This is a genomic window from Pseudomonas sp. Tri1 (genome assembly GCF_017968885.1).
Lineage (GTDB): Bacteria > Pseudomonadota > Gammaproteobacteria > Pseudomonadales > Pseudomonadaceae > Aquipseudomonas.
Genome location: NZ_CP072913.1, coordinates 5,914,900 through 5,938,530 on the forward strand (window position 1 = coordinate 5,914,900; position 23,631 = coordinate 5,938,530).

Annotated in this window: 19 protein-coding genes; 6 read left to right on the forward strand and 13 right to left on the reverse strand. The window is 59.3% G+C overall.

Annotated elements, in window-relative coordinates; genetic code table 11:
- Positions 1-8 precede the first annotated feature (8 nt).
- From J9870_RS25760 to J9870_RS25820, 13 genes are all read right to left on the reverse strand, one after another.
- Entirely contained in the window at positions 9-1,580 is a 1,572-nt protein-coding gene (locus tag J9870_RS25760; RefSeq protein ID WP_210641252.1) for a DUF2357 domain-containing protein, read from the reverse strand.
- 2 nt (positions 1,581-1,582) lie between these two features.
- Positions 1,583-3,853 (reverse strand): hypothetical protein, encoded by a 2,271-nt coding sequence (locus J9870_RS25765; RefSeq protein WP_210641254.1) that lies wholly within the window; start codon positions 3,851-3,853, stop codon positions 1,583-1,585.
- A gap of 254 nt (positions 3,854-4,107) precedes the next feature.
- On the reverse strand, positions 4,108-4,467 hold the full coding sequence (locus J9870_RS25770; protein WP_210641256.1) for a DUF6124 family protein: 360 nt from the start codon (positions 4,465-4,467) through the stop codon (positions 4,108-4,110).
- 591 nt (positions 4,468-5,058) lie between these two features.
- Positions 5,059-6,333: a glycoside hydrolase family 68 protein gene (locus J9870_RS25775; protein ID WP_109756316.1), complete on the reverse strand. Its 1,275-nt coding sequence runs from the start codon at positions 6,331-6,333 to the stop codon at positions 5,059-5,061.
- 601 nt (positions 6,334-6,934) lie between these two features.
- The gene (locus tag J9870_RS25780) at positions 6,935-7,939 is read right to left on the reverse strand and encodes a hypothetical protein (RefSeq protein ID WP_210641257.1); all 1,005 of its coding nucleotides are present in this window, start codon (positions 7,937-7,939) and stop codon (positions 6,935-6,937) included.
- A 227-nt stretch (positions 7,940-8,166) separates the two neighbouring features.
- On the reverse strand, positions 8,167-9,579 hold the full coding sequence (locus J9870_RS25785; RefSeq protein ID WP_210641259.1) for an aldehyde dehydrogenase family protein: 1,413 nt from the start codon (positions 9,577-9,579) through the stop codon (positions 8,167-8,169).
- Positions 9,576-10,634: a homoserine dehydrogenase gene (locus J9870_RS25790; protein ID WP_210641261.1), complete on the reverse strand. Its 1,059-nt coding sequence runs from the start codon at positions 10,632-10,634 to the stop codon at positions 9,576-9,578. The genes J9870_RS25785 and J9870_RS25790 overlap by 4 nt, the downstream gene beginning before the upstream one ends.
- Before the next feature lie 398 nt (positions 10,635-11,032).
- Complete coding sequence (locus tag J9870_RS25795; protein ID WP_109756321.1) at positions 11,033-11,470, reverse strand: Lrp/AsnC family transcriptional regulator; 438 nt, start codon at positions 11,468-11,470, stop codon at positions 11,033-11,035.
- A gap of 12 nt (positions 11,471-11,482) precedes the next feature.
- Positions 11,483-12,862 (reverse strand): threonine synthase, encoded by a 1,380-nt coding sequence (gene thrC / locus J9870_RS25800; protein WP_210641262.1) that lies wholly within the window; start codon positions 12,860-12,862, stop codon positions 11,483-11,485.
- 16 nt (positions 12,863-12,878) lie between these two features.
- The gene (locus J9870_RS25805) at positions 12,879-13,769 is read right to left on the reverse strand and encodes a LysR substrate-binding domain-containing protein (protein WP_210641264.1); all 891 of its coding nucleotides are present in this window, start codon (positions 13,767-13,769) and stop codon (positions 12,879-12,881) included.
- 57 nt (positions 13,770-13,826) lie between these two features.
- Positions 13,827-15,257, reverse strand: coding sequence for an amino acid permease (locus J9870_RS25810; protein ID WP_210641266.1), 1,431 nt, complete (start codon positions 15,255-15,257; stop codon positions 13,827-13,829).
- Positions 15,258-15,408: 151 nt separating this feature from the next.
- Positions 15,409-16,662, reverse strand: coding sequence for a cystathionine gamma-synthase family protein (locus J9870_RS25815; protein ID WP_210641268.1), 1,254 nt, complete (start codon positions 16,660-16,662; stop codon positions 15,409-15,411).
- A gap of 236 nt (positions 16,663-16,898) precedes the next feature.
- Entirely contained in the window at positions 16,899-17,357 is a 459-nt protein-coding gene (locus J9870_RS25820) for a GNAT family N-acetyltransferase (protein WP_210641270.1), read from the reverse strand.
- 407 nt (positions 17,358-17,764) lie between these two features.
- Here J9870_RS25820 and J9870_RS25825 point away from each other — a divergent pair, with 407 nt between their 5' ends.
- From J9870_RS25825 to J9870_RS25850, 6 genes are read left to right on the forward strand one after another with little or no spacing between them, the layout of a single operon-like run.
- Complete coding sequence (locus J9870_RS25825; protein WP_210641272.1) at positions 17,765-18,388, forward strand: CDP-alcohol phosphatidyltransferase family protein; 624 nt, start codon at positions 17,765-17,767, stop codon at positions 18,386-18,388.
- Between the two features lie 11 nt (positions 18,389-18,399).
- On the forward strand, positions 18,400-20,157 hold the full coding sequence (locus J9870_RS25830) for a bifunctional alpha/beta hydrolase/class I SAM-dependent methyltransferase (protein ID WP_210641274.1): 1,758 nt from the start codon (positions 18,400-18,402) through the stop codon (positions 20,155-20,157).
- Positions 20,157-21,500, forward strand: coding sequence for a phosphatase PAP2/dual specificity phosphatase family protein (locus J9870_RS25835; protein ID WP_210641276.1), 1,344 nt, complete (start codon positions 20,157-20,159; stop codon positions 21,498-21,500). Before J9870_RS25830 ends, J9870_RS25835 begins: the two co-directional genes overlap by 1 nt.
- A complete protein-coding gene (locus tag J9870_RS25840) occupies positions 21,490-21,945 on the forward strand; it encodes a hypothetical protein (RefSeq protein ID WP_210641278.1) in 456 nt (151 codons plus the stop codon). Before J9870_RS25835 ends, J9870_RS25840 begins: the two co-directional genes overlap by 11 nt.
- A gap of 9 nt (positions 21,946-21,954) precedes the next feature.
- The gene (locus J9870_RS25845; RefSeq protein ID WP_210641280.1) at positions 21,955-22,575 is read left to right on the forward strand and encodes a lysophospholipid acyltransferase family protein; all 621 of its coding nucleotides are present in this window, start codon (positions 21,955-21,957) and stop codon (positions 22,573-22,575) included.
- Between the two features lies 1 nt (position 22,576).
- Positions 22,577-23,509, forward strand: coding sequence for a phosphatidate cytidylyltransferase (locus J9870_RS25850; protein ID WP_210641282.1), 933 nt, complete (start codon positions 22,577-22,579; stop codon positions 23,507-23,509).
- Positions 23,510-23,631 lie beyond the last annotated feature (122 nt).

Consider the following 23,631-nt stretch of genomic DNA (forward strand, 5'->3'; position numbering starts at 1 on the left):
GGGGCTATTCATTCCATGGTCGCAATCAGAGGGCTGCCCAACTCATCCCATATATTCGCCATAACAACAGCATCGTCACCACAGCCCATAACAATCACCCCCACTCCGTTTGCACGCCGATAATCATCAGACTCCATTCCGGCGACGCCACCGCCCTTAGGCACCAGCAAGACCACACAGTCCGGCCGACGCCCCTTCCATCGCAAGCTGTCGCGATATATATGCGCGGACTCCATCCCCTCCAGAACCCCTTGCCTACTGACCCTATACTTTGCGTCAGCTATAAAAAACCGGCTCGCTTCGGGTGACTCCAGAGTAATTGCGATGTCGGGAAACCGCTGTCCAGAAATGCTGGAAAAACCCTTGTAAGGCTTTTCACCAAAGGAGGAGCACTGCACCTGCAACCAAACGTTTACTTCAAAGCCAGTGCCTTTTCCTGTCCACCGAATGCAATCGTCACGCTGCGAGGGATATTCCCCTACCCACTCCAACTGCGGATACCGCAGCCGCATCTGCTCAACGATTTTCACGTAGCACCAGCGCTCATAGATTTCCCAGGTAGGGCTTATCCATAAACTCTCGCCGTTGGAGTCACCCATCAATCCTGATCGTAATGTGTACCAGGCAAATCGGTAGGCTCTCGCATATACCGGATGGGCTGAAACAGCGTTCAGTCCCGCTGCGGACAGCCTGCTATTTTTGAGGCTCCGGAACGGCTCCATACGTTGGATACGGCGCAACGCCCCATGCAATGATTCTAAATATTCTATCCGGCGAACCAGTCGGGGAGCTAAAGCAGATCGGGTGCTGGACTCGCGATCCTTTTTGTTTAGCTGCGCTTGAAACTCGAGGCTGACTTGTCGGCAGCGACGCATGACTTCGATCAGGGTACACGCCAAGGTTTGATTTGCCGGATTATCAAGGTCGTTAAAAACCGTAGAAATGTCGAACTTGACCTGATCAGGCGCGCACGATGGCGCGGCGCTTGAATGCAAAAACGAAAGAGCGGCTGGATCTCTTAATGCCTTGCGGACCGCTTGCTGGTCAAGCCGCTTAACGTGGTTGGCATTAGCCTGGGTTCGTTCGCGACGTAAGCGGGTCAGCGGCTTTTCCGTCACACGGGTAAAGGCAGTGATGAGCTGCGCCCCATACTGTCGCAATCTCGAATACTGAAGGTGCAGGTTGCTTGAGCTGCCGTCGATGCCAATTTTCGTTTGAGCGTGCTCAGTACCAAACAAAAGGTTAGGGTCGAACGAGAGAATTTCGTCAATCATTTGGGAGAACGACTCGCGCCCTAACTTCGTGGCGTGAGGCGAAACATCCAAGCGATAGCTGGCGATCAATTTATCCTGACTAGTCAGCTCGGCCACAACCTCGCCCGCGTAAAATCCAGGGCTCCATGCCCACACAGCTACGCCTTGATGGAGCGTCTCATCGAGCGCTACATCGTCGATATAAAATTGGTGCTCGGGTATCGCTGCAAAAAAGTAGTCGCCGAGTTCGCTAAAGCCCGGCGATAGATCATCAGGCGTCACTTCGAAATGACCGCCCTGCATGTCGATACAACGGATAATCGCCATGGTTAACGCCAGAACCGGGCGGATCCGAGATACTGCAGGTCATCAAGCAGCTCATGAACCTTTTGAGTAGATGCTTTCAGGTCGGCATTTTCCAATACCTTCTTCACCGAACCAAAGGCAGTCTTAATGCGTGGACTATCTTCTCCTCGGAGCTTAGGAAGTACTTTGGCGTAAATCGCTTGGTCCAATGCGCCGTTAAATTCGATCACCCCTCCCCGCTCAGCCTCTTGGACGTAACCAATCACGTCACGGATCGTGCGCCAACCAAAGTGCAGACGCACGGGACGCAGGGCCTGAACGAGATCCTTGAGCGTTTGCCGTACAACGGTGATTTGCTGCTCAGACAGTTCACAGTTTCTCCAACCTGGGAAAGCCTCAACATCGATGTCCCAAAACTCGATAACGGCAGCACGATCAAGCACCTTGTCGCTCAAGCCATGGGTCGTTTCGTCCATATTGACGGTGCCGATAATGACGAGGTTGCTGGGATAGGGAACGTTCGGCGGCACTCCGTTTACTTCACCACCCTGGGCGTGCAGTTCTATGTTGTCCCCGGTTTCCATAGCCGAGAGCAATGGCGAGAAATATTGCTCAGGATGGGACAGGTTCATTTCGTCCAACACCACTGTGTAGGGTCGATCGGGGTCTGCGCTGGCCTGAAGCAGAAAGTCGAGGAACCCCGTACGTACATAGGTATCGCTGTCCAGTGGATTAACGTAACCCAATAGACACGATGGGTCGTGCCAACCTGGTTGCACCGGAACAATGAGCAAACCACTTTTTGGGTCATCTTCATTGCTGCGCATACCAAGGGCGTAACCCCGCGCCAACAGTGTTTTGCCCGCACCACTCAGGCCTGTCAGCACGGCAAAGTGTCGACGAGGATGTCCCCACAACCCCGCGTCGAGTTGACCAATAAGCTCGTCCTTAAAGCGGATATTTTCGTCAAAACTGGCGATGATTTGCTTGAGTGGCGGGCGTTCCACCGAACCGCCGAGAACCAGACTCGCAGCAGAGCCATCTGCAATCGTAGACAACGGAGCGGCGATCACCAGCACATCTGGGACCCAGTGAATACGCGCAGCCCAGCTCTCTCCTCGGTCGGACAGACGAAGCATTTTATCGGTTGATAACTCGACCAATTGCAGTGCCCGAGTCCAGTTGATCAAGCTGTTGGGCACAAAGGTGCTTGTCCAATTTGCGTTGACCTTCTGCAACTCGGCAACAGCCGCTTTGGTTGGCATCGGCGCTGTCTTCAGTGCATATAAAAGATTGTCGAGCCCCAGTATTCGGGTCAGAAGCCAGTCGGAGACTTCATCAGGGTCGCCGGACTCCAGAAAACCTTCCCCCCGTGGAGTCAAAACAAGGTTGTCGCCATCTGCTCGCAAGACCCCCCACTCAGCGATCAGAGCATTCATCTGAGTAGAAATCGTGGCAGGCGCCAATGCTTGATTCAGTGAGCGCATATGCTCGCGAAAGTCTTCTCGAGTACAGCCCTCTCTCGCAAACTCGATCATTGCTCGAATGGTTGAAACGTACCCACCTATCGCAAGCATGCCGCGGCGTCGACGATCAGCTGGAAGGGGATTGAGCTTTTCCTCGCCCGTCGTCAGATCTGCGGTCTCGGTAGCTTCCAGCTCCTGATTCTGTACATGTAACACGTAGAGTAGCCATGGGAGCGTCATGCGCTCCACCCAGCCTTGCGAGAAAATAGGCCCTGGCTCGCCCAATACCGCATCAAGGCGCTGTTTGACCAGACGATGTAGTGCCAATCGATTTTCGGCACCGCGACTAATGCCCATTGAGACCGCCAACTCGCGCAGCTTCCGGTGATGCGTAATGGTTGTGAAGTACTCAGGACACAGGGCAGCGAATAGACGATAGCGCTTCAACCGTGGATTACGCTTGACGAGTGGCTCTACCAGCTCAGCCACTTGGGACCAAGTGTCATTGATCAACTGCTCCTGCTGGACAGGATCGAGGTCGGGAGACTGCGATTTCAACCGCCACAGACATTCGGCGACCAGAGGCTCTTTGACCACAGCAGAGATATCGATTCGGCCCATGCCAGTCGCCGACACTGCCTCGCTGTCCCACAGCTCTTTCTGGAAAGCTTCACTAATGAAACCCTGATGATCAGTGTTGCGAACTCTGAGAAGGAAATTGGAGAGCTTATTGAGCCACGCGTCATGACCCGGGGAAAGGCGGTATTGCTGCAGGGCACTTTCACAGGCGGCCTTGAGTTGGTCGTCGTCTTTTAGATCTATGGCCATGGCCGAGCGTTCCTTGCTAGATGGGTCGATTTGTTCTGCGAACTTAATGATGTCATTACGACATCCGAAATCATACTCCCAAGGGGAAGTGAAGAATCGCCCCTTGCTCATCCGGAGAATTAATGCCACGAACGCGCGATGGGACCTGCTCATCTCTATTGAGCTTATATTCCGGATAACTCGGTGCTCTGATCATAAAAAAGGTCCTGCTATGCAGGACCTTTTTTCATACCTGGGGTAAGCGCGGCCCCTTGCTACCTCACCTCAACAATATCCAAAGCCCGATTCGCCATCAGCTCACTCACCTCAATCACCTGCAAAATCCCCAACGCAAAATGCCGTCGAGATCCCTCAAGACCAAACGCCAAATCACTGATCATGGCATTGGCCGAAGCTAGGTTTTCACTGAGATTGGCCAGCAGACATTCCGAATCAACATCCGGCGCAATACGGAAGATGGTGTTGGTCTTGTCAGACGTTTCCTTCTCAGGCGTAGGGTTCAGATAGAAATCCAAAGCCCGATTGGCAGCATCATCAAGTTTCTTGTTACGAGCAGACTGAACACGAGACACGGTTTCATCTGTAGCTGGAGGGTTCGGTGTAATTTTGACCATAGCCTTAACTCTCTTTGGTGAGGCCACGACCCTCTCGCTGCTAAACGAGTGGGTGGCAGCTGTACGCGGGTTAGCAGACCGACGAGTTAAGAAATCGGCGCGCCCGAGGGCGCCCCACGCACAGCCACCATCAAGTGCAGGATGGGAATACCTGACTGATGAAGCTTGATGCGACTCAACTCGACGGGCTGCTAAACCCGATCACTGATGGGCAGTGACAGGATCAAAGCTACCGACGCGGCCAAAGACGCACAAGCCGGCGGATTCTGGCGTAGTTGTAGGCAATGGCGCAAGGCGATGTCGGTCGGGGCTGGTCTCGTGGAGTCACGATAAACAGCTGGCCGGAATGCTGCGGATACACCGCTATCGCGAGCAGGCTCGCTCCCACAGAGGAGCTTGTGTACATACGTCGCGGGGAAATGCATTCGCAACCGGCTGCATCCTTGCAGCCAGTCGCGAAGAGGGTTACGACTCGTTGTTCAATGGGGCTTGCGAGCAACGTCGCAATGAATCAGGCGGGATATCTCGATCATATCCACGACGGTTTTGTCATCGACCGCAAACCCGCTGCCTGAAACCCCTGCGTCGCTATTACTTGAGTGTGACGTCGAGCATCGGCGGGATGTAGCCGTAGTCGTACTCGGCCACCACGAACGTCTGCTGCCCTTTGATTTTCATGCCCACCGTGGGTGCTTCAGTGCCGCCAACACGAATCTGCGTGCCGGTTTCGTCGGTCGGTACGCTGTCGATGAAAGAGGTCACCAGGCCGTTTGGCATTACATAGTGCGAGTAGGTCTGGAATGGCTGGGAGGACGGGTTGCCCAGCACCAGGCCGGATCCGTTCAGCGGCACGTAAGGGCCGAAGAGCGAGTCCGCGACGAAACCGTACACGCCGTCCGGCCCGGTCACGCCGTCGGCGTAGGTGAAGGTATGGCTGATCGTGAACAGGTAGTACTTGCCATCCTGGAACACGAAGTGCGGGCGCTCGGTCTGGTCGTTTACCCCCACGGCCGTCAGCAGTGGCGGCAACATTTCCCAGTCGTCACCGTCCGCGTCGCGGGCCACGGCGATGCCGACACAGGCGGTCTGGTAGCGCGAGTTGCCGACATCTTCATAACCCGGCGGCACGTCGCCGATTTCTGCCTCTCCCACTTTGTGCGAGCCGCGCTCACCGGCCACGTTGCCCTCGAACAGCATGTAGAGCTTGCCGTCTTTCGGGTCGCGGAATGGCCATGGGTCGCGGAAACCCCAGAACGCGTTTTGTGCTTCGGTCTGGTACATGTTGCCGTCGGCCTCGAACAGCGGCTTGACCTTCTCGAAGCCGACCATGCTGACACCGTGTTCAGTGGTCACCACTCGACCGCGTACCTTGACGATGGTCGCGCCCGGGGTGACGGCGGTGTAATACAGGTCCACTTCACCTCGGTCGTTCAACAGGATTGGCGTACCGGCCCATTCGCGAGCGGTCGGCGAAACGCCTTCGGCCATCACACGGCCACCGAATTCCCAGTTCTTGCCGGTACGAGAGAACCAGTAGTACATCTTTGCCCGACCGTGACGATCGTTCCAATCGCGGAGGATGTCGTAGTTACCGTCCTCGTCGAGGTACTGCGGGTCGTTTGGATGACGATCGGCCGTCAGGGTGAAGATCACCGACCAGCCATCGACAGACGTCACGTTACCGTCCAGGTCGCGCAGGGGCATGGTGTCCCAGATAAACACGTCGTTGTTCAGTACCGGGAAATCCGCGCTCACCAGCGGCTGAGTGGTGGTGGGATCGTCTGCCCGGACTTTCAACGCATCAGCGCGGGTCCAGAGGCTGGGTTGATGGGGGGTTACACCGAATTTTTCAGGGTTGGTTTTCATGAGTTATTGCCTCGTCCATGAATGGATTCAAATAAATGATGCTTTAGAAATACTGTATGTACATACAGTGAAGCCACCTTATAGAGGCTCATGCATGCGGGTCAAGCAAAAAAATGCATTTGTGCATAATCTGGTTTTTTCTTTTAGCTGATACGTTTCAGCCTTGAACGTTTGCAGAAGTTCATTCCTGGTTAGATCGACGACGTTGCCTGCACGGTCGGTGCACTGAACGTTACTCGGTGCAAAACGCGCGTATCGGGGCAACGGGCGGAAGCAGTGCATAGAGGGATCGGTCAACTGAGCCTGCGCGTTCGGCGCAAAGGCCAATGCAAGGTGGGGAGCCACATGGGGGTTTAGATTTGTCGCCGTCAGCGGCATGAAGGGAAGCGGGACGTGGTGGGCTGCTTGCGAGGGGGTGAGTCAGCGGTTTTGATGTTGACTGGTATAGCGCTATCGCGAGCAAGCTCGCTCCCACAGTGGGGGGGCGAAGTGTCTGTTATGGCGGTGGTCACGAACGCTCAGTCACTCAATACCCGGGGTCAGCGCGGCTCTGGATTTCACATCCACTGCTGCTCTTTCGGCGGACGGGGTCAGGCTCGGTCTAGGCAATCGCGCAAACAAAACTCCTGGCGCGACCGGCTTCAACACCTAACAAGCCTATTTCGGTTTCATCAATGGCTTGGAGTTGAACCAGGTTCATGCCTTCGCGCCGGTAAACTGAACTGCCCTCTGAATCAGCATGAACCACATACCCCCCAGGCTTTACGCCTACACGAGTTTCATCGAGAGCAATACTGGCCGAGACCAGGATATGGAAATCCAGGACGTTGTTCTTATGCAAAACCGTCGCGCCAATGAAATGTTCTGAACATATTTCCAAAGCCAGTTGCAGCCCATAGACAGCTGGGGTTTCCCGATAACTGCCCGGCATGAATATCTTGTCGTCCCAGAACTGCGGGCCATTGAGCTCTTCCAGCCCATCGTTTCCTATATTGGGGTAACGTTTATGCTGGTAGAAAACGTTTCCACCCCAAATGATGAAGCCGGTATTTCTAACGATTCCGCCGCTGGCTTCTGAACCTTCTTCTTCGATTTTTGCGATACGCTCCTTCGTAGCCTTTGCATAATCGCCATAAACCCCTTTGTTTATGCGGTCCCACCTCGGGATTTCATTCACGACCGCATCCATTTCCACACCATATTTTGCCTTGTTGATATTTCTGGCCTGTCCCCACGATTTCAACTGCTGGGTTCCCCTTTTCCGCATCCTGGAGTCTGGGCGCTGCATTGACTTGAACCAAAGCGTCGTGCCTGGGACGAATATCAGCCATGGATTTCTGTTTGAAATATCTGCCAATGTTGCCCGGATGATTTCTTTTTCTTCCTCCGAAATAAACGAGGTAGGCATTTCCTTGGAGAAAAGATACTCGGGGGCGACGACAAGGCAATAATTCAGTTTATGTTGATCGACATGTTTGGCGAAGGCCGTTCTCGCCATGTACAGCAAAGCCCCGATTCTAAGCTGTATGCAGAGAAGACTGTTCTCGACGGGGACTCTTAATCTGCGGGTATCGAAGTCCCAGACCACCACCAGTACGTTCGGCATCCTTTCCTCCCGCCTGGCTGCTGAGCGGTGCCGCAAGCCGGATTGGCCGCATTCATGTGAGGAGGCACTTGGCGCATATTCCAGGAAAATTCAGCTTAGATGAGCCAGGACGATTTGGCCGACAGCCCCTGAAAAATATTTGTGAAACGCAAGAATCGAGGCTCTTTTGGATGCCGCAAAAAAATCGGGCAGGTGACCAACCTGCCCGATGCCAACGACCTGACCTATCAACCCAACGTATTCAGGCACACCACCTTCGGTTGGGTCATTTCCTCATAGGCAAACCGCACCCCTTCCCTGCCCAAACTCCCGTACTTGGAGCCGCCAAACGGCATCGCATCAAAGCGAAAATCCGACGAGTCATTGATCATCACGCCCCCCGCCTCGATTCGCCGCGCAGCGCTCATCGCGGTGCTGAGGTCGTTGGTGAAAATCCCGGCGTGAAGCGCGTATTCCGGTTCGTTAGCCAACGCGATGGCTTCATCAAACGTCTCGAAGGGCTGCAACACCACCACCGGCGCGAAGGCTTCATTGCGCCAGAGTCGGCTGGAATGATCGACGTTCTCCAGCACCGTGGCGGCGTAGCAGTTGCCTTGTCGACGATGACCACAGAGCAAAGTGGCGCCTTGTTGCAGGGCTTCGTTCACCACCTGTTCAGCGTTCTGCGCGGCCTGTTGGGTGATCATCGGCCCGATGTCGGTATTGGCAAGCAGTGGGTTGCCCACCACCAGAGCCTGGGCCTGGTTGACGAAGCGTTCGCGAAAGGCGGCGTAGATCGGTGCGTGGATGAGCAGGCGTTGGGTGCCGATGCAGTTTTGCCCGGCGGCCCAGAAGGCGCCGGAGACGCAGCTGTCGACGGCAGCGTCGAGGTTGCAGTCGCCCATGACGATGACGGGGGCGTTGCCGCCGAGGTCCATGGCGAGTTTTTTCAGGCCGGCGCTGCGGGCGATTTGTTCGCCGGTGACGAAGCCGCCGGTGAAGGAGATCATCCGCACGTCGCGGGCGCTGACCAGGGCTTTGCCCAGTTCGGCGCCGCCGGTGGCGACGGTGACCACGGTTTGTGGCAGGCCGGCGGCGACCAGGTACGAGACCAGTTTGAGGGCCGACAACGGCGCCAGTTCGGACGGTTTGAGGATCACCGCGTTGCCGCCGGCGATGGCCGGGCCGAGTTTGTGCGCCACCAGGTTCAGCGGGTCGTTGTAGGGGGTGATGGCGACGATCAGGCCAAGGGGTTCGCGGGTGAACCAGCCTTGGCGCGATTCGGCGCCTTCGTAGGCGTCGAACGGGACGATTTCGCCGGCGTTGCGCTTGGCTTCCTCGGCGGAGAGCTTGAGGGTGTTGACGCAGCGTTTGACTTCTTTTTCCGCCTGTTTGAGGGTCTTGCCGGCTTCGTCGACGATCAGCCGGGCGAAGGCTTTGGCGTCGCGTTCGATGTTCAATGCAGCGTGTTCGAGAATGCTGGCGCGGCGATGACGTGGCAGCGCGGCGCAGGCTTGTACGCCGCTGCGTCCGGTCTCCAGCAATTGTGGGACTTCTGAGGCGCACACGTCGGCGACGGTGCCGACGATGCTGCCATCAAATGGGTTGAGGACTTCGATATGCGGTTCGACGACCGCCAGGGCCAGGCGCGATACGTTCACAGGTTGTGCTCCTGTTTGCGGGTTGCCGATTGGTGAATGTGGATGATGTCCGACAGCAGGGCGAAGGCGGTTTCGGTGCGGCCTGCGCCCGGACCGGAGACGGTGACGGCGCCGAGCAGTTCGCTGGTGAAGGACACGGCGTTGGTGGCGCCGCTGATGCTGGCCAGTGGGTGGTCGTTGTTCAGCAGGCGCGGTTCGACGCTGGCGCTGATGGAGCCGTCGGCATTGCGGGTGGCGGCGCCGATGAGCTTCCAGCGCGCGCCGTTTTGCCGGGCTTTTTCGATGTCGTCGAGGCTGAGAGCGGAGATGCCGCTGCAGGTGACGTCGTTGACCGTGAGTTTGGCGTCGAGCAGTTCGTTGGCGAGGATCACCACTTTCAGGCGCACGTCGTGGCCTTCGACATCTGCCGTTGGGTCGGCTTCGGCGTAGCCCAGGGCTTGGGCCTGGCTGACGGCTTCGGCGAACCCGAGGCCGCCTTCCATGCAAGTGAGGACGAAGTTGGAGGTGCCGTTGAGGATGCCTTCGAAACCTGTGATCGAACTGCCGGCCAGGGATTGTTTGGCCAGGCGAATGACCGGGGTGCCGCTCATCACTGAGCCTTCGTATTCGAAGGCGACGTTGTTGCGCCGGGCCAGGGCCTTGAGCTCGGCGCCGTGCAGGGCGATGGGGCCTTTGTTGGTGGTGACCACGTGTTTGCCGCGCTCCAGCGCCCAGCGGCAGAACGAGGTGGCGGGCTCGCCGTCCACCGGGTTGGTGAAAGTGGCTTCGGCGATGATGTCGGCGCCGCAGTCTTTGATCACCGCTTCGTTGAGGGCGTCGACGGTGCCGCCGGGCAGTTGTGACATGGCGCCTTTGGCGGCTGGTAGTTTGGCCAGTGAGGCGGCGTCGAGGCCGTGGCGGTCCATCACCGAACCGAGGAACAGATCGGTCACGCCGACGATTTTCAGGGTGAAGCCGAGTTCGGTTTTCCAGCTTTCGTTACGCTCGGCGATGAGCTGAGCCAATGCCCGGTTTACACCGCCAAAGCCGACCAGTGCCAGTTTGTATTCAGTCATTTTTGTTATGTCCTTGATCCGGGTGATGAGGTTGTTGGGATCTAGGTTAGGGAGGTGGCGTGGGCAGTGAAATATGCCAATTTGCTCTATTTTCTGGGCGTTTTGACCAGGAGGTGGGCGAAGCGGCAGGCATGAAAAAAGCCAACAGGGTTGGCTTTTTAGTTCAGGTTGGCGCGGTCCATTTCTGGTGAGGGGATATGTCTGTGGTGCAGGGGGTATCTGTGGCTGGCTGGGGGCTTCTTTTGAACGCATGCTTACCCCTGGCCGGGCACAGAACCCTGTGGGAGCGAGCTTGCTCGCGATGGGGCCTGGTCAGGCAACATTGGTGCTGGCTGGGCTACCGCTATCGCGAGCAAGCTCGCTCCCACAGGGGGGCACTGTTTAGGCAGCCAGCGGGGCTAGACCACCGACGACAACACAAACGACGTCACGGTGTTCTCCACCCCCGGCAGCGCGGAGATCTCTTTCCACACCTTGTGCACCCGCTCCGGATTCGCCGCACCCACCCGCAGCATCAAATCAAACTCGCCACTCATCACATCGCACTGCTGCACTTCCGGCATGGCTCGCAGGGCTTGCAGCACTTCCGCGCCGCGCATGCGGTCGTAGCGGTAGACGAAGATCACGGCGTTGATGTTCGAGGAAGCCTGCCCGCCCTCGCCGGTGCGCACAGTATACCCCTGGATCGCGCCGTCGCGTTCGAGGCGTTCGATACGTTGGCGCACGGCGTTGCGCGAGAGGTTGACCTTCGCCGCCAGCTCGGCATGGGCGGCCCGGGCGTTGAGCCGGAGTTCGGCGATGATGCGTTCGTCGAGCGGGTCGAGAATTCGCTTCATGGGGGCCTCCTGTTAGAGAGCAGCGAGCAGTTGTTGGAGGGCACCGAGATCGTCGGGCTGGATGCGCTGGATCCGCGCCGGGCCATGCTCGGACATGGGACGCGGTTGCGGCGCAATGTCGATCCCCAACTCGCCGAGCAGCACCGCCGATTTGGCCGGTGAAATCTCGCCCAAGGTCACCATCGGCGCCACCAGGCTGCGGCGGTACAAGCGCGCCGCGAGCACGCCCGTGGCGGTGTGCGGATCGATGACGTAGCCGGTGTCGCGATACAGCGAGGTGATTTCCTCCAGCGTCTGTTCATCCGTAACCGCATAGGAGTCGATGATCATCCGCGCCTGTAGCCAGAACTCGTTGGCGATGGTCATCTCGCCAGTGGTTTCGAAGGTTGTCATCAGCGCGCTCACCGCCTGGTCGTCGTGGCCGTAGAGCTCCCAGAGAAACCGCTCCAGGTTGGAAAAGATCGACAGGTCCATGGCCGGCGACAAAGTCTTGTTCGCGCGCAAGCGGGAGTAATGGTTCTTCAGGAACAGCTGATGCAGCGCGTCATTCCGGTTGGTCGCGACGATCATCTGCGTGATCGGCAGGCCCATTTTCTGCGCGATGTAGCCGGCGTAGACCTCGGCAAAACTCGCCGCTGGCACGCTGAAACCAATCGGGCGCTGACCGCCGCCCAGTTGCAGCACGGCGTGGAAGTAAAACACCAACTGCGCCATGACGCTGACCCAGTTGCTGGAGTTGAAACTGATCGCCTCGCGGCCGGTGCACGGCCACTGCCGGAACAAGCGGGTGACGAGGGTCTGGCACTCGTCGAAGCTGCCATTGACGGCGAACTGATGAACCCGCGGATGGGCCGCCGCTTGCAGGTGCTGGCGTTGTTCTTGCGGCACACCAGCCTCCGGGTAAATCACCACCACGTCGGTTTCATCGCAGTGCTTGAAGGCTTCGATGGCGGCCAACCCGGTGTCGCCGTTGGTGGCGCCGATCACCACGGCGCGGCGCTGGCGTTTGCGCAGGAAGTATTGCACCAGCCGTGCCTGCAACTGCGCGGCAAAATCTTTCGAGGAACGGGTCGGGCCATGGAACAACTCCAGGACCCATTCGTTGCGATCCACCTGATGCAAAGGTGCCAGGGAGCGATGGCTGAACTGGCTGCCAGCCTCCTTGAGCACGCGCTTGAAGTCAGCCTCGGGAATCGCCTCACCCACGAACGGACGCATCACTCGATAGGCCAGTTCGTCATAGGCCAGGGTCGACCAGTTGGCGATGTCCTGGGGTTCGAACTGCGGCAGCTCAAGCGGGACGAACAGCCCGCCGTCTTCAGCGATGCCCGACAACACGACCTTTTCGAAATCGACCTGTACCGCCGCATTCCGGGTACTCACATAGCGCATGGTTGGCTCCGGCCAATTATTTATAACGATGTGCCTGCTCGACCAGCCAGGTGGAAAACATCACCGCGTCGGGGTGCTGGTCGGCCCCGGAACTGCGTACCAGGTAGAACGATTCGCTGGCCTCGATGCGCTGGGTGAAGGGCTCGACCAGCCGCCCGTCTTCAAGCAGCTCGGCCACCATCGACGAGCGAGCCAGGGCAATGCCCTGCCCCAGTTCGGCCATGCGCAAGGTGCAAACCAGCGTGTCGAACTGCATGCCCGTCGAAGAATCAACGCCGTCCGCGCCGACCATGTTCAGCCAATAACCCCAACCTTCTTCGTAACCCAACACGTGCAGCAGCGGATGTTTGGCCACGTCCGCCGGCACCTGCAGTGGCGAACGCGCCATCAGCGCTGGCGAGCACACCGGAAACAAGGTGTCCCAGGTCAGGCGTTGCGACACCAGGCCTGGCCATTGACCGTGGCCCCAGCGGATTTCCATGTCGTCTTCACCATCCAGTTCCTTGACCCAGATGTTGCTGATGTAGCGGATATCGACCTGGGGATGGGCCTGGCGAAAACTCACCAACTTGGGCGCCAGCCAGTGCACGAAAAACGCCAGGCTGCCGCGCACCTTGATCGGTCGGCGTTTGTGCTGGCCGAAAATCTCGTTGGTGCCGACTGCCAGCCGGGTGATCGCATCCTGCACCACCGGCAGGTAGGCCTGGCCTTCTTCGGTCAAGCCCAGGCCACGGGGCAAGCGCTTGAACAGCGCCACCCCCAGATGGCTTTCCAGTTGGCGGATCTGCTGGCTGACCGCGCCTTGGGTCAAGCACAACTCTTCGGCCGCGTGGGTGAAGTTCAGGCAACGGGCAGACACCTCGAATGCCCGCAGCCAGTTCAATGGGGGTAACGGCTTTTGCTTCATGATCGGACCTCGCTGACACCCCTTCCACCGAGCGCACCGGCCACGCCTCAGCGCTGGCTAGAACGCATCGGACGGCTGTGCCAAGGGGGCAACCGACAAGCGTTGCTCGCGGCTTTTGCGGGTAATGAAATACACGAAATAGCACCAGGCGATGAAGGGCAAGCCGAAGTACAGGGCCACCCGCTGTTCCGGGTCGAACGCGATCCCGACACACGCCAGGCTGCAGCATACCAGCGCCCCCAGCGGCACCCACGGATAACCACGGACGCGGAACTTGAGATGGCGCACATCGCCGCCATTGGCGACATAGTGGCGGCGGAAGGCAATCTGGCTGGCGGCAATGCTCATCCACACCACCACCACGGCCAGGCCGGAGATCGACACCAGCGCCAGGTAAATGGTATCGGCGGCAAACACGCTGCTGAGCAACGAAGCGGCGCCGCCGGCCATGCTCACGATGATCGCGTTGAGCGGCGTGCCCATGCGGGTCAGGGCCGAGAACTGCTTGGGCAGGTGCCCTTGGTCACTGAGGGTCCAGAGCATCCGCGAAGCGGCGTACAAACCGGAGTTGGCCGCCGAGAGCAAGGCGCTGATGATCACGAAGTTCATGATGTCGGCTGAGTACGGAATGCCGATGTAGGTGAAGACGGTGACGAAGGGGCTTTCAACCAGACCGGCCTGATCGCGGGGCAACAAGGTCGCCAGGACAAAAATGGTCCCGACAAAGAAGATCGCCAGGCGCAGCACGGTGGTGCGAATGGCGCGCGGCACATTGCGTTGCGGATCCTTGGTTTCACCGGCGGCGATGCCGATCAGTTCCGTGCCGGAGAAGGCAAAGGAGACCGCCAGCAGCGTCATCGCAATCGGCATGAAACCGGTGGGAAACAGCCCTTCGCGAGTGAAGTTGCTCAACCCGATGCTGTGAGCCTGGTCGATGTTCAACAGGCCGAGAATCGCGCCACCGCCAATCAGCAGGAACACCACCACGGTGACCACTTTGACCAGCGACAACCAGAACTCGGTCTCGGCGAACAACCGCACCGAGATCACGTTGGTGAGGAACACCAAACCGGCGAACAACGCACTCCAGATCCACACGGGCGTGTCCGGAAACCAACGCGTCATCAAGATACCGGCGGCGGTGAATTCAGAACCGATTGCCACGGTCCAGGTCAACCAGTACAGCCAGGCCACCGTGTAACCGGTGCCCGGGCCGAGAAAGCGCGTGGCGTAGGTGCTGAACGAACCGGTTTCCGGCATCTGCACCGCCAGTTCACCCAAGCACATCATCACCATGTAGACCATGAGCGCGCCGATGATGTAGGCGATCACCGCGCCCATGGGCCCGGCCTGGTTAACCGTGTACCCGGACGTGAGAAACAGCCCGGTACCAATGACGCCGCCTAATGCCAGCATGACAATATGGCGCGTCTGCATTTCCTGTTTAAAACCGGCACGCGTGTCGAGGTGTTGTTCTTTTATGGACATGGTTGTTCTCATGAAAGTTGTTAGGGTGCGCGTTAACGTCCGCGACAAGTTACTGGGCAGAGTAAAAGTGCGTCACCACTAAGTTTTATTATTATTCCTATTCATGAACGCCCCACTAACAGCCTTGTTGTGGAGTAGCAACATTCAAACTTCAGTTAGTTGTCTCGATATAAACTTCATTGCGTTGCGGATTAAGTGTTTTTTTGACGAAGGCGAATGCCTGTTTCAGATCGTCCAGTAGATCGTCGGTGTCTTCGATACCCACGGAGACCCGCACCAGCCCTTCGGAGATGCCCAGGGCCAGGCGTTCCTCGAGGGTGTTTTCAACATGGCTGGTGGTGCGGGCCGGGCCGTAGATGGTTTCCACCGCGCCGAGATTGCCGGCGCAATGGGCGAATCGCAGGCGCGGCAGGAGCACCTTGACCGTGTCCATGCCACCGACCAGGACAAAACTGACGATGGCGCCGAAGCCGGACATCTGCGCGCAGGCCACGGCGTGGTTCGGATGGCTGGGCAGGCCGGGATAATTCACCGACTCCACCAACGGCTCGGTGCAGAGGAACTCCGCCAGGGCCCGGGCACTGGATTGCTGCTGACGCATGCGCAGCACCAGGGTTTTCATGCCACGGATGATCATGTAGGCCGAGAACGGGTCGAGCGACGCGCCGTTGATTTCCCGATAGTGCCGAACCTTGGCCATCAAGGCGGCGCTGCCGCAGACCAGGCCACCGAGCACATCGCCATGGCCGCTGAGGAACTTGGTCGCACTGTGGATCACCACGTCCACGCCCAAGGCCAGCGGGTTCTGGTTGAGCGGCGTGGCGAAGGTATTGTCCGCCACCACCACGGCGCCGACGCGCTTGGCCGCTGCCACCAAGCGTGGGATGTCGAGGATTTTCAGGGTCGGGTTGGTCGGCGTTTCCAGGTACACCAACTGGCAACCCTTGGCGATTTCCCGCTCGATTTCTTCGTGATCGAACGTCTCGCACAAGGTCACGTCCACGCCCATGCGCGGCAGGAATTCTTCGAAAATCTTGTTGGTGCCGCCGTAACTGTCCTTGGTCGACACCACACGATCGCCATGGGCCAGGAAGGTATAAAGCACGCTGCTGATCGCCGCCATGCCGCTGCTGAACGCCACGGCGGACTCGGCCATTTCCAACTCGCAGATCTTGGCTTCGAGGGTCTCGACGGTGGGGTTGCTCATGCGGCTGTAGATAAAGCCTGGCGCCTTGCCCAGCGCAACGTCGTACCAGACGTCGATGTCGTCGTAACCGTAAGCGGCACTGACCACGATCGGGGTTTGCGTGGCGTTGTAGGGATGCCTGACTTGCTCCCCGCCCCACACCGCCCGGGTTGCCGCACCCGCATTTTCAAGCCCTGCGCTGTCAGGTTTATTGTTCATTGGGACTACTCGCACTCAAGGGGTGAACGTTGAGCCATTCACCGGATCTGGGGGCCAATATAGGGAAAAGCCGCCGGCCCGAGAAACGATGTTATCGGTGCCAAAGGGCTGCTTTTTTTAATGGCTGAATACGAAGTAGCGACACGGTTGCGTCAGGCAGAGAACCTGTGGGAGCGAGCTTGCTCGCGATAGCGGTATATCAGCCACCCTTAACGCTGACTGACACACCACTCAAACTATAAACACCGCGCCATAAGCCACTGCTCTTTCCCCCAAGCCTCAAACCGCTCCAGCACTTCCCAACCAAGCCTGGCGTAATAATCACGCTGGCTGTGGGTGTGCAAGAACAGGGTGATGATTCCAACCTCCCGCGCATGGCTGCAGATGCCTTCGATCAACTGCGCCGCAAGCCCTCTGCGTCGGGCACTGGGGGCGACGAGCACGCAAGCCAGCCACGGCCCCAGCTCTGGCCGGTCCGGCAGGTCGTGACTGGCCAGTGAAGCACCACCGAGCAATTGGCCCTGCTCCATGGCGATCAGGCACTTCCAGCGCCCATCACGCTGCCCCGCGGCGAACTCCTGCTGCCAGCTGGCGAGCGATTGCTGGGCAAATTCATAACTGAATTCGCGATGGAGCCACTCGGCCATCTGGTCGCATTTATCCATGTGGTTAGCGAGCCAATCCATTTGTGGCATTTGAAACACTCCTTATTTGTCCTGGGGAGGGTTGGGGGGCAGCAGGCTGCTGGCCTGTTCTGGTGTGCCGCTATCGCGAGCAGGATTTTCGTAGTTTGATCCTGAATGGACACACCACCAACCACTTCCGTGGCATCGGCCAATGTCGATCAGTTGAGACACAAAACCTGTGGGAGCGAGCTTGCTCGCGATAGCGGAATGTCAGCCAATACCAATGGAGACTGACACACAGCTATCGCGAGCAAGCTCGCTCCCACATTAGAAGCGGATGGTTTTCCAGCGGTAAATCCCGTTTTAGATGCCTACCCGCACTCATTCTCAAGAAATACCCGCCAGCCAACCCTCAACCTATCGTAATCTCGCACCTGTATAAGCCCAGCCCCGCAACCGGCCGAGATCTCACCCCGATGCCTTCCATCTACCAACTCAAACCCGCCTTCCAGAACCTGCTGCGCCCCCTGGTTCAACGCCTTTACAACAACGGCGTCACCGCCAACCAAGTCACGGTGCTCGCAGGCATCGTTTCAGTCTTGGTCGGCGCGGTGATCGCGTGGTTCGCCAGTCATCCGTGGATCTTCGTCCTGGTGCCGATCTGGATGTTCCTGCGCATGGCGTTGAATGCGGTGGATGGCATGTTGGCGCGGGAGTTTGGCCAGCAATCGCATCTGGGCGCCTACCTCAATGAGCTATGCGATATCATCGCCGACGCTGCCTTGATCCTGCCTTTTGCCCTGATTCCCGATGCCAGTCTGTTGCTCGTGTTGCTGGTCACGCTGTTGGCGTTGTTCAGCGAATACGCAGGCGTGCTGGGGGCGATGGTCGGGGCTTCGCGGCGCTATGACGGGCCGATGGGCAAGAGTGATCGCGCCTTTGTGTTGGGCGTGTTGGCGACCGGTATTGCCCTGGGTTGGCTCGGGGCGCTGTGGGTTGATGGTGTGATGGCGGTGGTTGCCGCCCTGCTGGTTTATACCTTGGTCAATCGGGTCCGTCATGGCCTGAGCCAAGTGAAGGAAAACGCTCCCTCAGCATAAAGGAACTTGCAATGCGCGAAGCCCAGGAACTGACGTTCACCACCCACGATGGCGTGGAGTTGTTCTACCGGCACTGGCCGGCTGTCGATGTGTCTACGGGTGAACCCCGCCAGGCCGTGTTGTTGTTTCACCGTGGTCATGAACATTCCGGGCGCATTGCGCACCTGGTGGATGAATTGAATCTGCCCGGGTTCGACTTTTTTGCCTGGGACGCACGGGGCCATGGCCAGTCGCCGGGCGCGCGCGGCGACAGCCCGAGTTTTGCCACCAGTGCGCGGGATGTGCAGACCTTCTGCGACCACATCGGCGCGACGCATCAGATCGACGAGGCGAACATCGCCGTGGTCGCGCAAAGCGTCGGGGCGGTGATCGCATCGACCTGGGTCCACGATTACGCGCCGCGCATCCGTTCGCTGGTGCTGGCGTCGCCGGCGTTCAAGGTCAAGCTCTACGTGCCGTTCGCGCGGCCGGGCCTGGCGCTGATGCGCAAGTTTCGCGGTAATTTTTTCGTCAACAGTTACGTCAAGGCGAAGTTCCTCAGCCATGACCCGGAGCGGGTGGCGTCCTACGACAGCGATCCGCTGATCACCAAGGCGATTTCGGTGAACGTGCTGCTGGGCCTGTACGAAGCCGCCGACCGCGTGGTGGCCGATGCCCAGGCGATCCAGGTGCCAACGCAGTTGTTGATCTCCGGTTCGGACTTTGTCGTGCATCGCAAACCCCAGGAGCAGTTCTTCGATCGCCTGGGCAGTTTGCACAAGGAGAAGCACATCCTGCCGGGGTTCTTCCACGACACCCTCGGCGAGAAGAACCGCGCGCCGGCCATTGCCAGTGCCCGGCGCTTCATCCTGCAAAACTTCGCCCGCCCACTGGAGCGCCCGTCCCTGCTGGACGCCGATCGCCTGGGCGTGACCTGCGCCGAAGCCGAAACCCTGGCGACGCCGCTGCCGCACAACTCGTTGCGCGACCTTTACTGGCGCATGACCCGCGCCAGCATGCGCTTTGGCAGCAAATTGTCCGCGGGTGTGAAGCTGGGCTTCGACACCGGGTTCGACTCCGGCAGCACCCTGGATTACGTCTACCGCAATCGCCCCACCGGCACTTCGGCCGTGGGCAAGATGATTGACCAGAACTACCTGAACTCCATCGGCTGGCGCGGTATTCGCCAGCGCAAAGTGCACGTCGAAGAACTGCTGCGCCTGGCCATGGGCAAGTTGCGCGAGCAGGACCGCGAGGTGCGCATCGTCGACATCGCCGCCGGGCATGGCCGCTACATTCTCGAAGCGCTGCAAGGCGTCAGCCCGTTGCCGGAGTCGATCCTGCTGCGCGACTACAGCGACATCAACGTGCGCGACGGCAGTGCGCTGATCCTGGAAAAAGGCTTGGGCGATATCGCCCGGTTCGTCAAAGGCGACGCGTTTGATCGCCAGGACCTGGCGGCGCTGCAGCCAAAACCGACCCTCGCCGTGGTGTCCGGTTTGTACGAGTTGTTTGCCGATAACCAGATGGTCGGCGGCTCCCTCGCCGGTTTGGCCGAAGCGGTGGAGCCCGGTGGTTTCCTGGTCTACACCGGCCAGCCGTGGCACCCGCAGCTGGAACTGATCGCCCGCGCCCTCACCAGCCACCGCGCCGGGCAAGCCTGGGTGATGCGTCGGCGCACCCAGGCGGAGATGGATCAACTGGTTGAGGCGGCGGGCTTTCGCAAGATCACCCTGCGGGTCGATGAATGGGGCATCTTCAGCGTTTCGCTGGCCCAGCGAGTGCAGTAATGAGCGCCGTCATCGCTCCGGCCCGCGAGCCCGCACTGCTGAAACCGGCAGTGCTGTGGCTGCTGTTGTTGGCGCCGCTGTTTTTCAGCACCTATGGCTTCGCCACTTGGGTGACCTCCCAGCGTGACGACGTCGGCACGCTGGTGTTCGCCTGGGAAAGCCACATGCCGTTCATGGCCTGGACCATCGTGCCGTATTGGTCGATCGATCTGCTGTACGGTCTGTCCCTGCTGTTGCCCACCAGCCGCGATGAACTCAAGCGCCACGCCTTGCGCCTGCTCACGGCCCAGGCGATTGCGGTCAGTTGCTTTTTGCTCTGGCCGCTGCGCTTTACCTTCCCCCGGCCAGAAATGGACGGGGTGTTCGGTTGGTTGTTCGAGGTGCTGGCGGGGTTCGACAAGCCATTCAATCAGGCGCCGTCGCTGCACATTGCGTTGCTGGTGGTGCTGTGGGTTTGTTATCAGCGGCATCTGCAGGGGTTCTGGCGTTGGCTGATGCACGGTTGGTTTGCGCTGATTGGTGTGTCGGTGCTGACCACTTATCAACATCACTTCATTGACCTGCCCACGGGTGCGTTGGCCGGGTGGTTGTGTGTGTGGTTGTGGCCGTTGGATCGGCCGAGTCCGCTGCTGAGCGCGCGTCTGGCGACAGACCCTGCCCGCCGGCGATTGGCGCTGCGTTATGGCTTGGCCGCGGCGGCGCTGTTCATCCCGGCGTTTGCCTTGGGCGGCGTGTGGCTCTGGTTGATCTGGCCGGCGGTGGCGGTGCTCATGGTGGCGCTGAATTACCTGGCGTTCGGTGCCGACGGTTTCCAGAAGCGTGTCGATGGCCGCTTGAGCCCGGCGGCGCGTTGGTTGCTGGCGCCTTATCTGGCGGCGGCATGGATCAATTCCCGTTGGTGGACGCGTCAGCATCCGCAGCCGGATCAGGTGGCGGATGGCGTCTGGCTCGGACGCATTCCCACGCCGATGGAATTGAAGGACAGCGAGTTTCGCGGGGTGCTCGACCTTTGCGCCGAGCTGTCCATCGACAGCACGGGGGTTGCCTATCGCTCGTTGCCAGTGCTCGACCTGACGGCGCCGACCACCGAGCAATGCCTGAAAGCGGCGGAGGCTATCGAAAGCCTACGCCAGCGTGGGCCGGTACTGGTCTGCTGCGCCTTGGGTTATTCGCGCAGCGCCACGGCCGTGGTCGCCTGGTTGTTACACAGCGGGCGGGCAGCGAGCGTTGATGCGGCTATCGTGCAAATCCAGCGAGTTCGCCCGCAGATTGTTCTGCACGCGGCACACCGTCGGGCGTTGGAGCCGTTATCCACAAGCCGGGAGAATGTCCATGATCACTGATATGGAACTGCACACCGTGGCGAGTCTGTTGCGCCGCGGTCAATCGCTGGATCAGCTGTCCACCGGGCTGACGCTGCTGGCGGTGTTGCTCGGGTTCGGGCAGTGGTTGGTGGGCGTTATCGATCCCTGGCTGCTGCTGTTGAGCGCCGTACTGATCGTCCTCGGCGTGCTGGAAAAATACTGGGCGTTGCGCGTGGCGTTCGATGCCGATCTGTTTCAGCGCATGGCCGACAGTAGCCAATCCCTGGCCGAACGCACCTACACATTGGATCAAGCCCTCACCTCGCTGGGCCTGCAACCGGCCGCCCGTGCCGGTCGTCTCTGGACCGAACGTCGGCATGGCGCGTTGTTGCTGCTGCGCCGGCAATCACGGCTGCTGGCCGCACAAGTTGTCTTGACGCTGGGCTTCATCCTGGCCAGTCCCTGGCTAGCCTTTTCAGGATAAGGAATCCTCATGTTCGAACCCGTGGTCGCCAACCTCATCACCTCCGCCGCCCGCATGGTCACCGGCGCTCGTAGCCTGTGGCTCGGCTGCGCGCCGACGCAGGTACAACGGATCTACTTCGCCAACCACAGCAGCCACGGCGACTTCGTGTTGCTCTGGGCCTCGCTGCCGCCGGCGCTGCGCAAGCTGACCCGGCCGGTCGCGGGCGCCGACTACTGGCAAACCAGCCCGGTGCGGCGCTACATCATCAACCGGGTGTTCAACGGCGTGCTGGTGGACCGCGAGCGCAAGGATCCGGGCTACAGCCCACTGCAACCGATGCTCGAAGCCCTGGAAAACGGCGATTCGCTGATCATCTTCCCTGAAGGCACGCGCAACCCCGATGAAGGCTTGCTGCCGTTCAAGAGTGGGATCTACCACTTGATGAAGGCCCATCCCGAGGTCGAAGTGATCCCGGTGTGGATCGCCAACCTCAACCGTGTCATGCCCAAAGGTCGGGTATTGCCGCTGCCGCTGTTGTGCACCACCAGTTTCGGCGCGCCGCTGTGCGTCGAAGAAGGTGAAAGCAAAGAGCAATTTCTCGAACGCAGCCGCGCCGCGCTGCTGGCACTGGCCCCGGAGCACGTCTGACATGGATCGATATACCCTGATGTTGTTTGGCGGGATCGGCGCGATTCTGCTGCTGGCTTCGCTGATTGGTTTCATTCTCAAGCTGCGCACCAAAGGCGCGCCGAACTCGGTCATCGACAACCTCAATGCGCGGATCAACGCCTGGTGGATCATGGTGCTGGTGATCGGCATCGCGTTCTGGCTCGGCAACGCGGCAGTGATCTTGTTGTTCTACGCCGTGTCATTCTACGCCCTGCGCGAGTTCCTGACCCTGACACCGACCCGGCGCAGCGACTATCCGGCGTTGGTGGCGGCGTTCTACCTGGCGCTGCCGCTGCAATACCTGCTGATTTACTACGACTGGTACGGCCTGTTTTCGATCTTCATCCCGGTGTATGTGTTCCTGCTGCTGCCGATCCTGGCGTCCCTGGGCGGCGACAGCACGCACTTCTTGGAGCGCGCTTCCAAGGTCCAGTGGGGGTTGATGATCGCGGTGTTCTGCATCTCCTTCGTCCCGGCCTTGCTGACGCTGGACATTGCCGGTTTTGAAGGGCGCAACCTGTTGCTGATCGCCTACCTGGTGATCGTGGTGCAGCTGTCGGATGTGCTGCAGTACGTCTGCGGCAAGTTGTTCGGCAAACACAAGATCGCGCCGAACCTGTCACCCTCAAAAACCGTGGAGGGTTTTGTCGGCGGCATTTTCCTGGCCTCGCTGATCGGTGGCGCGTTGTGGTGGATCACGCCGTTCAATCCGTGGCAGTCGTTCCTCATCGCCTTGCTGATCAACCTGCTCGGTTTTGCCGGCGGCATCGTCATGTCGGCGATCAAGCGCGATCGCGGTGTGAAGGACTGGGGGCACATGATCGAAGGCCACGGCGGCATGCTCGACCGGTTGGACTCGGTGTGCTTCGCTGCGCCGATCTTCTTCCACCTGGTTCGGTACTGGTGGACCTGAGAAAGCCTGTGGCAAACACCTAAACCTGTGGGAGCGAGCTTGCTCGCGATAGGGCCTGGCCAGTCAACATCGATGTTGGCTGGTCCACCGCTATCGCGAGCAAGCTCGCTCCCACAGGGGTT

Bases quoted from the DNA above. Each gene is read 5' to 3' on its own strand.
- J9870_RS25760 (WP_210641252.1), bottom strand. From the start codon at position 1,580: ATGGCGATTATCCGTTGTATCGACATGCAGGGCGGTCATTTCGAAGTG.
- J9870_RS25765 (WP_210641254.1), bottom strand. From the start codon at position 3,853: ATGGCCATAGATCTAAAAGACGACGACCAACTCAAGGCCGCCTGTGAA.
- J9870_RS25770 (WP_210641256.1), bottom strand. From the start codon at position 4,467: ATGGTCAAAATTACACCGAACCCTCCAGCTACAGATGAAACCGTGTCT.
- J9870_RS25775 (WP_109756316.1), bottom strand. From the start codon at position 6,333: ATGAAAACCAACCCTGAAAAATTCGGTGTAACCCCCCATCAACCCAGC.
- J9870_RS25780 (WP_210641257.1), bottom strand. From the start codon at position 7,939: ATGCCGAACGTACTGGTGGTGGTCTGGGACTTCGATACCCGCAGATTA.
- J9870_RS25790 (WP_210641261.1), bottom strand. From the start codon at position 10,634: ATGACTGAATACAAACTGGCACTGGTCGGCTTTGGCGGTGTAAACCGG.
- J9870_RS25795 (WP_109756321.1), bottom strand. From the start codon at position 11,470: ATGAAGCGAATTCTCGACCCGCTCGACGAACGCATCATCGCCGAACTC.
- thrC (WP_210641262.1), bottom strand. From the start codon at position 12,862: ATGCGCTATGTGAGTACCCGGAATGCGGCGGTACAGGTCGATTTCGAA.
- J9870_RS25805 (WP_210641264.1), bottom strand. From the start codon at position 13,769: ATGAAGCAAAAGCCGTTACCCCCATTGAACTGGCTGCGGGCATTCGAG.
- J9870_RS25810 (WP_210641266.1), bottom strand. From the start codon at position 15,257: ATGTCCATAAAAGAACAACACCTCGACACGCGTGCCGGTTTTAAACAG.
- J9870_RS25815 (WP_210641268.1), bottom strand. From the start codon at position 16,662: ATGAACAATAAACCTGACAGCGCAGGGCTTGAAAATGCGGGTGCGGCA.
- J9870_RS25820 (WP_210641270.1), bottom strand. From the start codon at position 17,357: ATGCCACAAATGGATTGGCTCGCTAACCACATGGATAAATGCGACCAG.
- J9870_RS25825 (WP_210641272.1), top strand. From the start codon at position 17,765: ATGCCTTCCATCTACCAACTCAAACCCGCCTTCCAGAACCTGCTGCGC.
- J9870_RS25830 (WP_210641274.1), top strand. From the start codon at position 18,400: ATGCGCGAAGCCCAGGAACTGACGTTCACCACCCACGATGGCGTGGAG.
- J9870_RS25835 (WP_210641276.1), top strand. From the start codon at position 20,157: ATGAGCGCCGTCATCGCTCCGGCCCGCGAGCCCGCACTGCTGAAACCG.
- J9870_RS25840 (WP_210641278.1), top strand. From the start codon at position 21,490: ATGATCACTGATATGGAACTGCACACCGTGGCGAGTCTGTTGCGCCGC.
- J9870_RS25845 (WP_210641280.1), top strand. From the start codon at position 21,955: ATGTTCGAACCCGTGGTCGCCAACCTCATCACCTCCGCCGCCCGCATG.
- J9870_RS25850 (WP_210641282.1), top strand. From the start codon at position 22,577: ATGGATCGATATACCCTGATGTTGTTTGGCGGGATCGGCGCGATTCTG.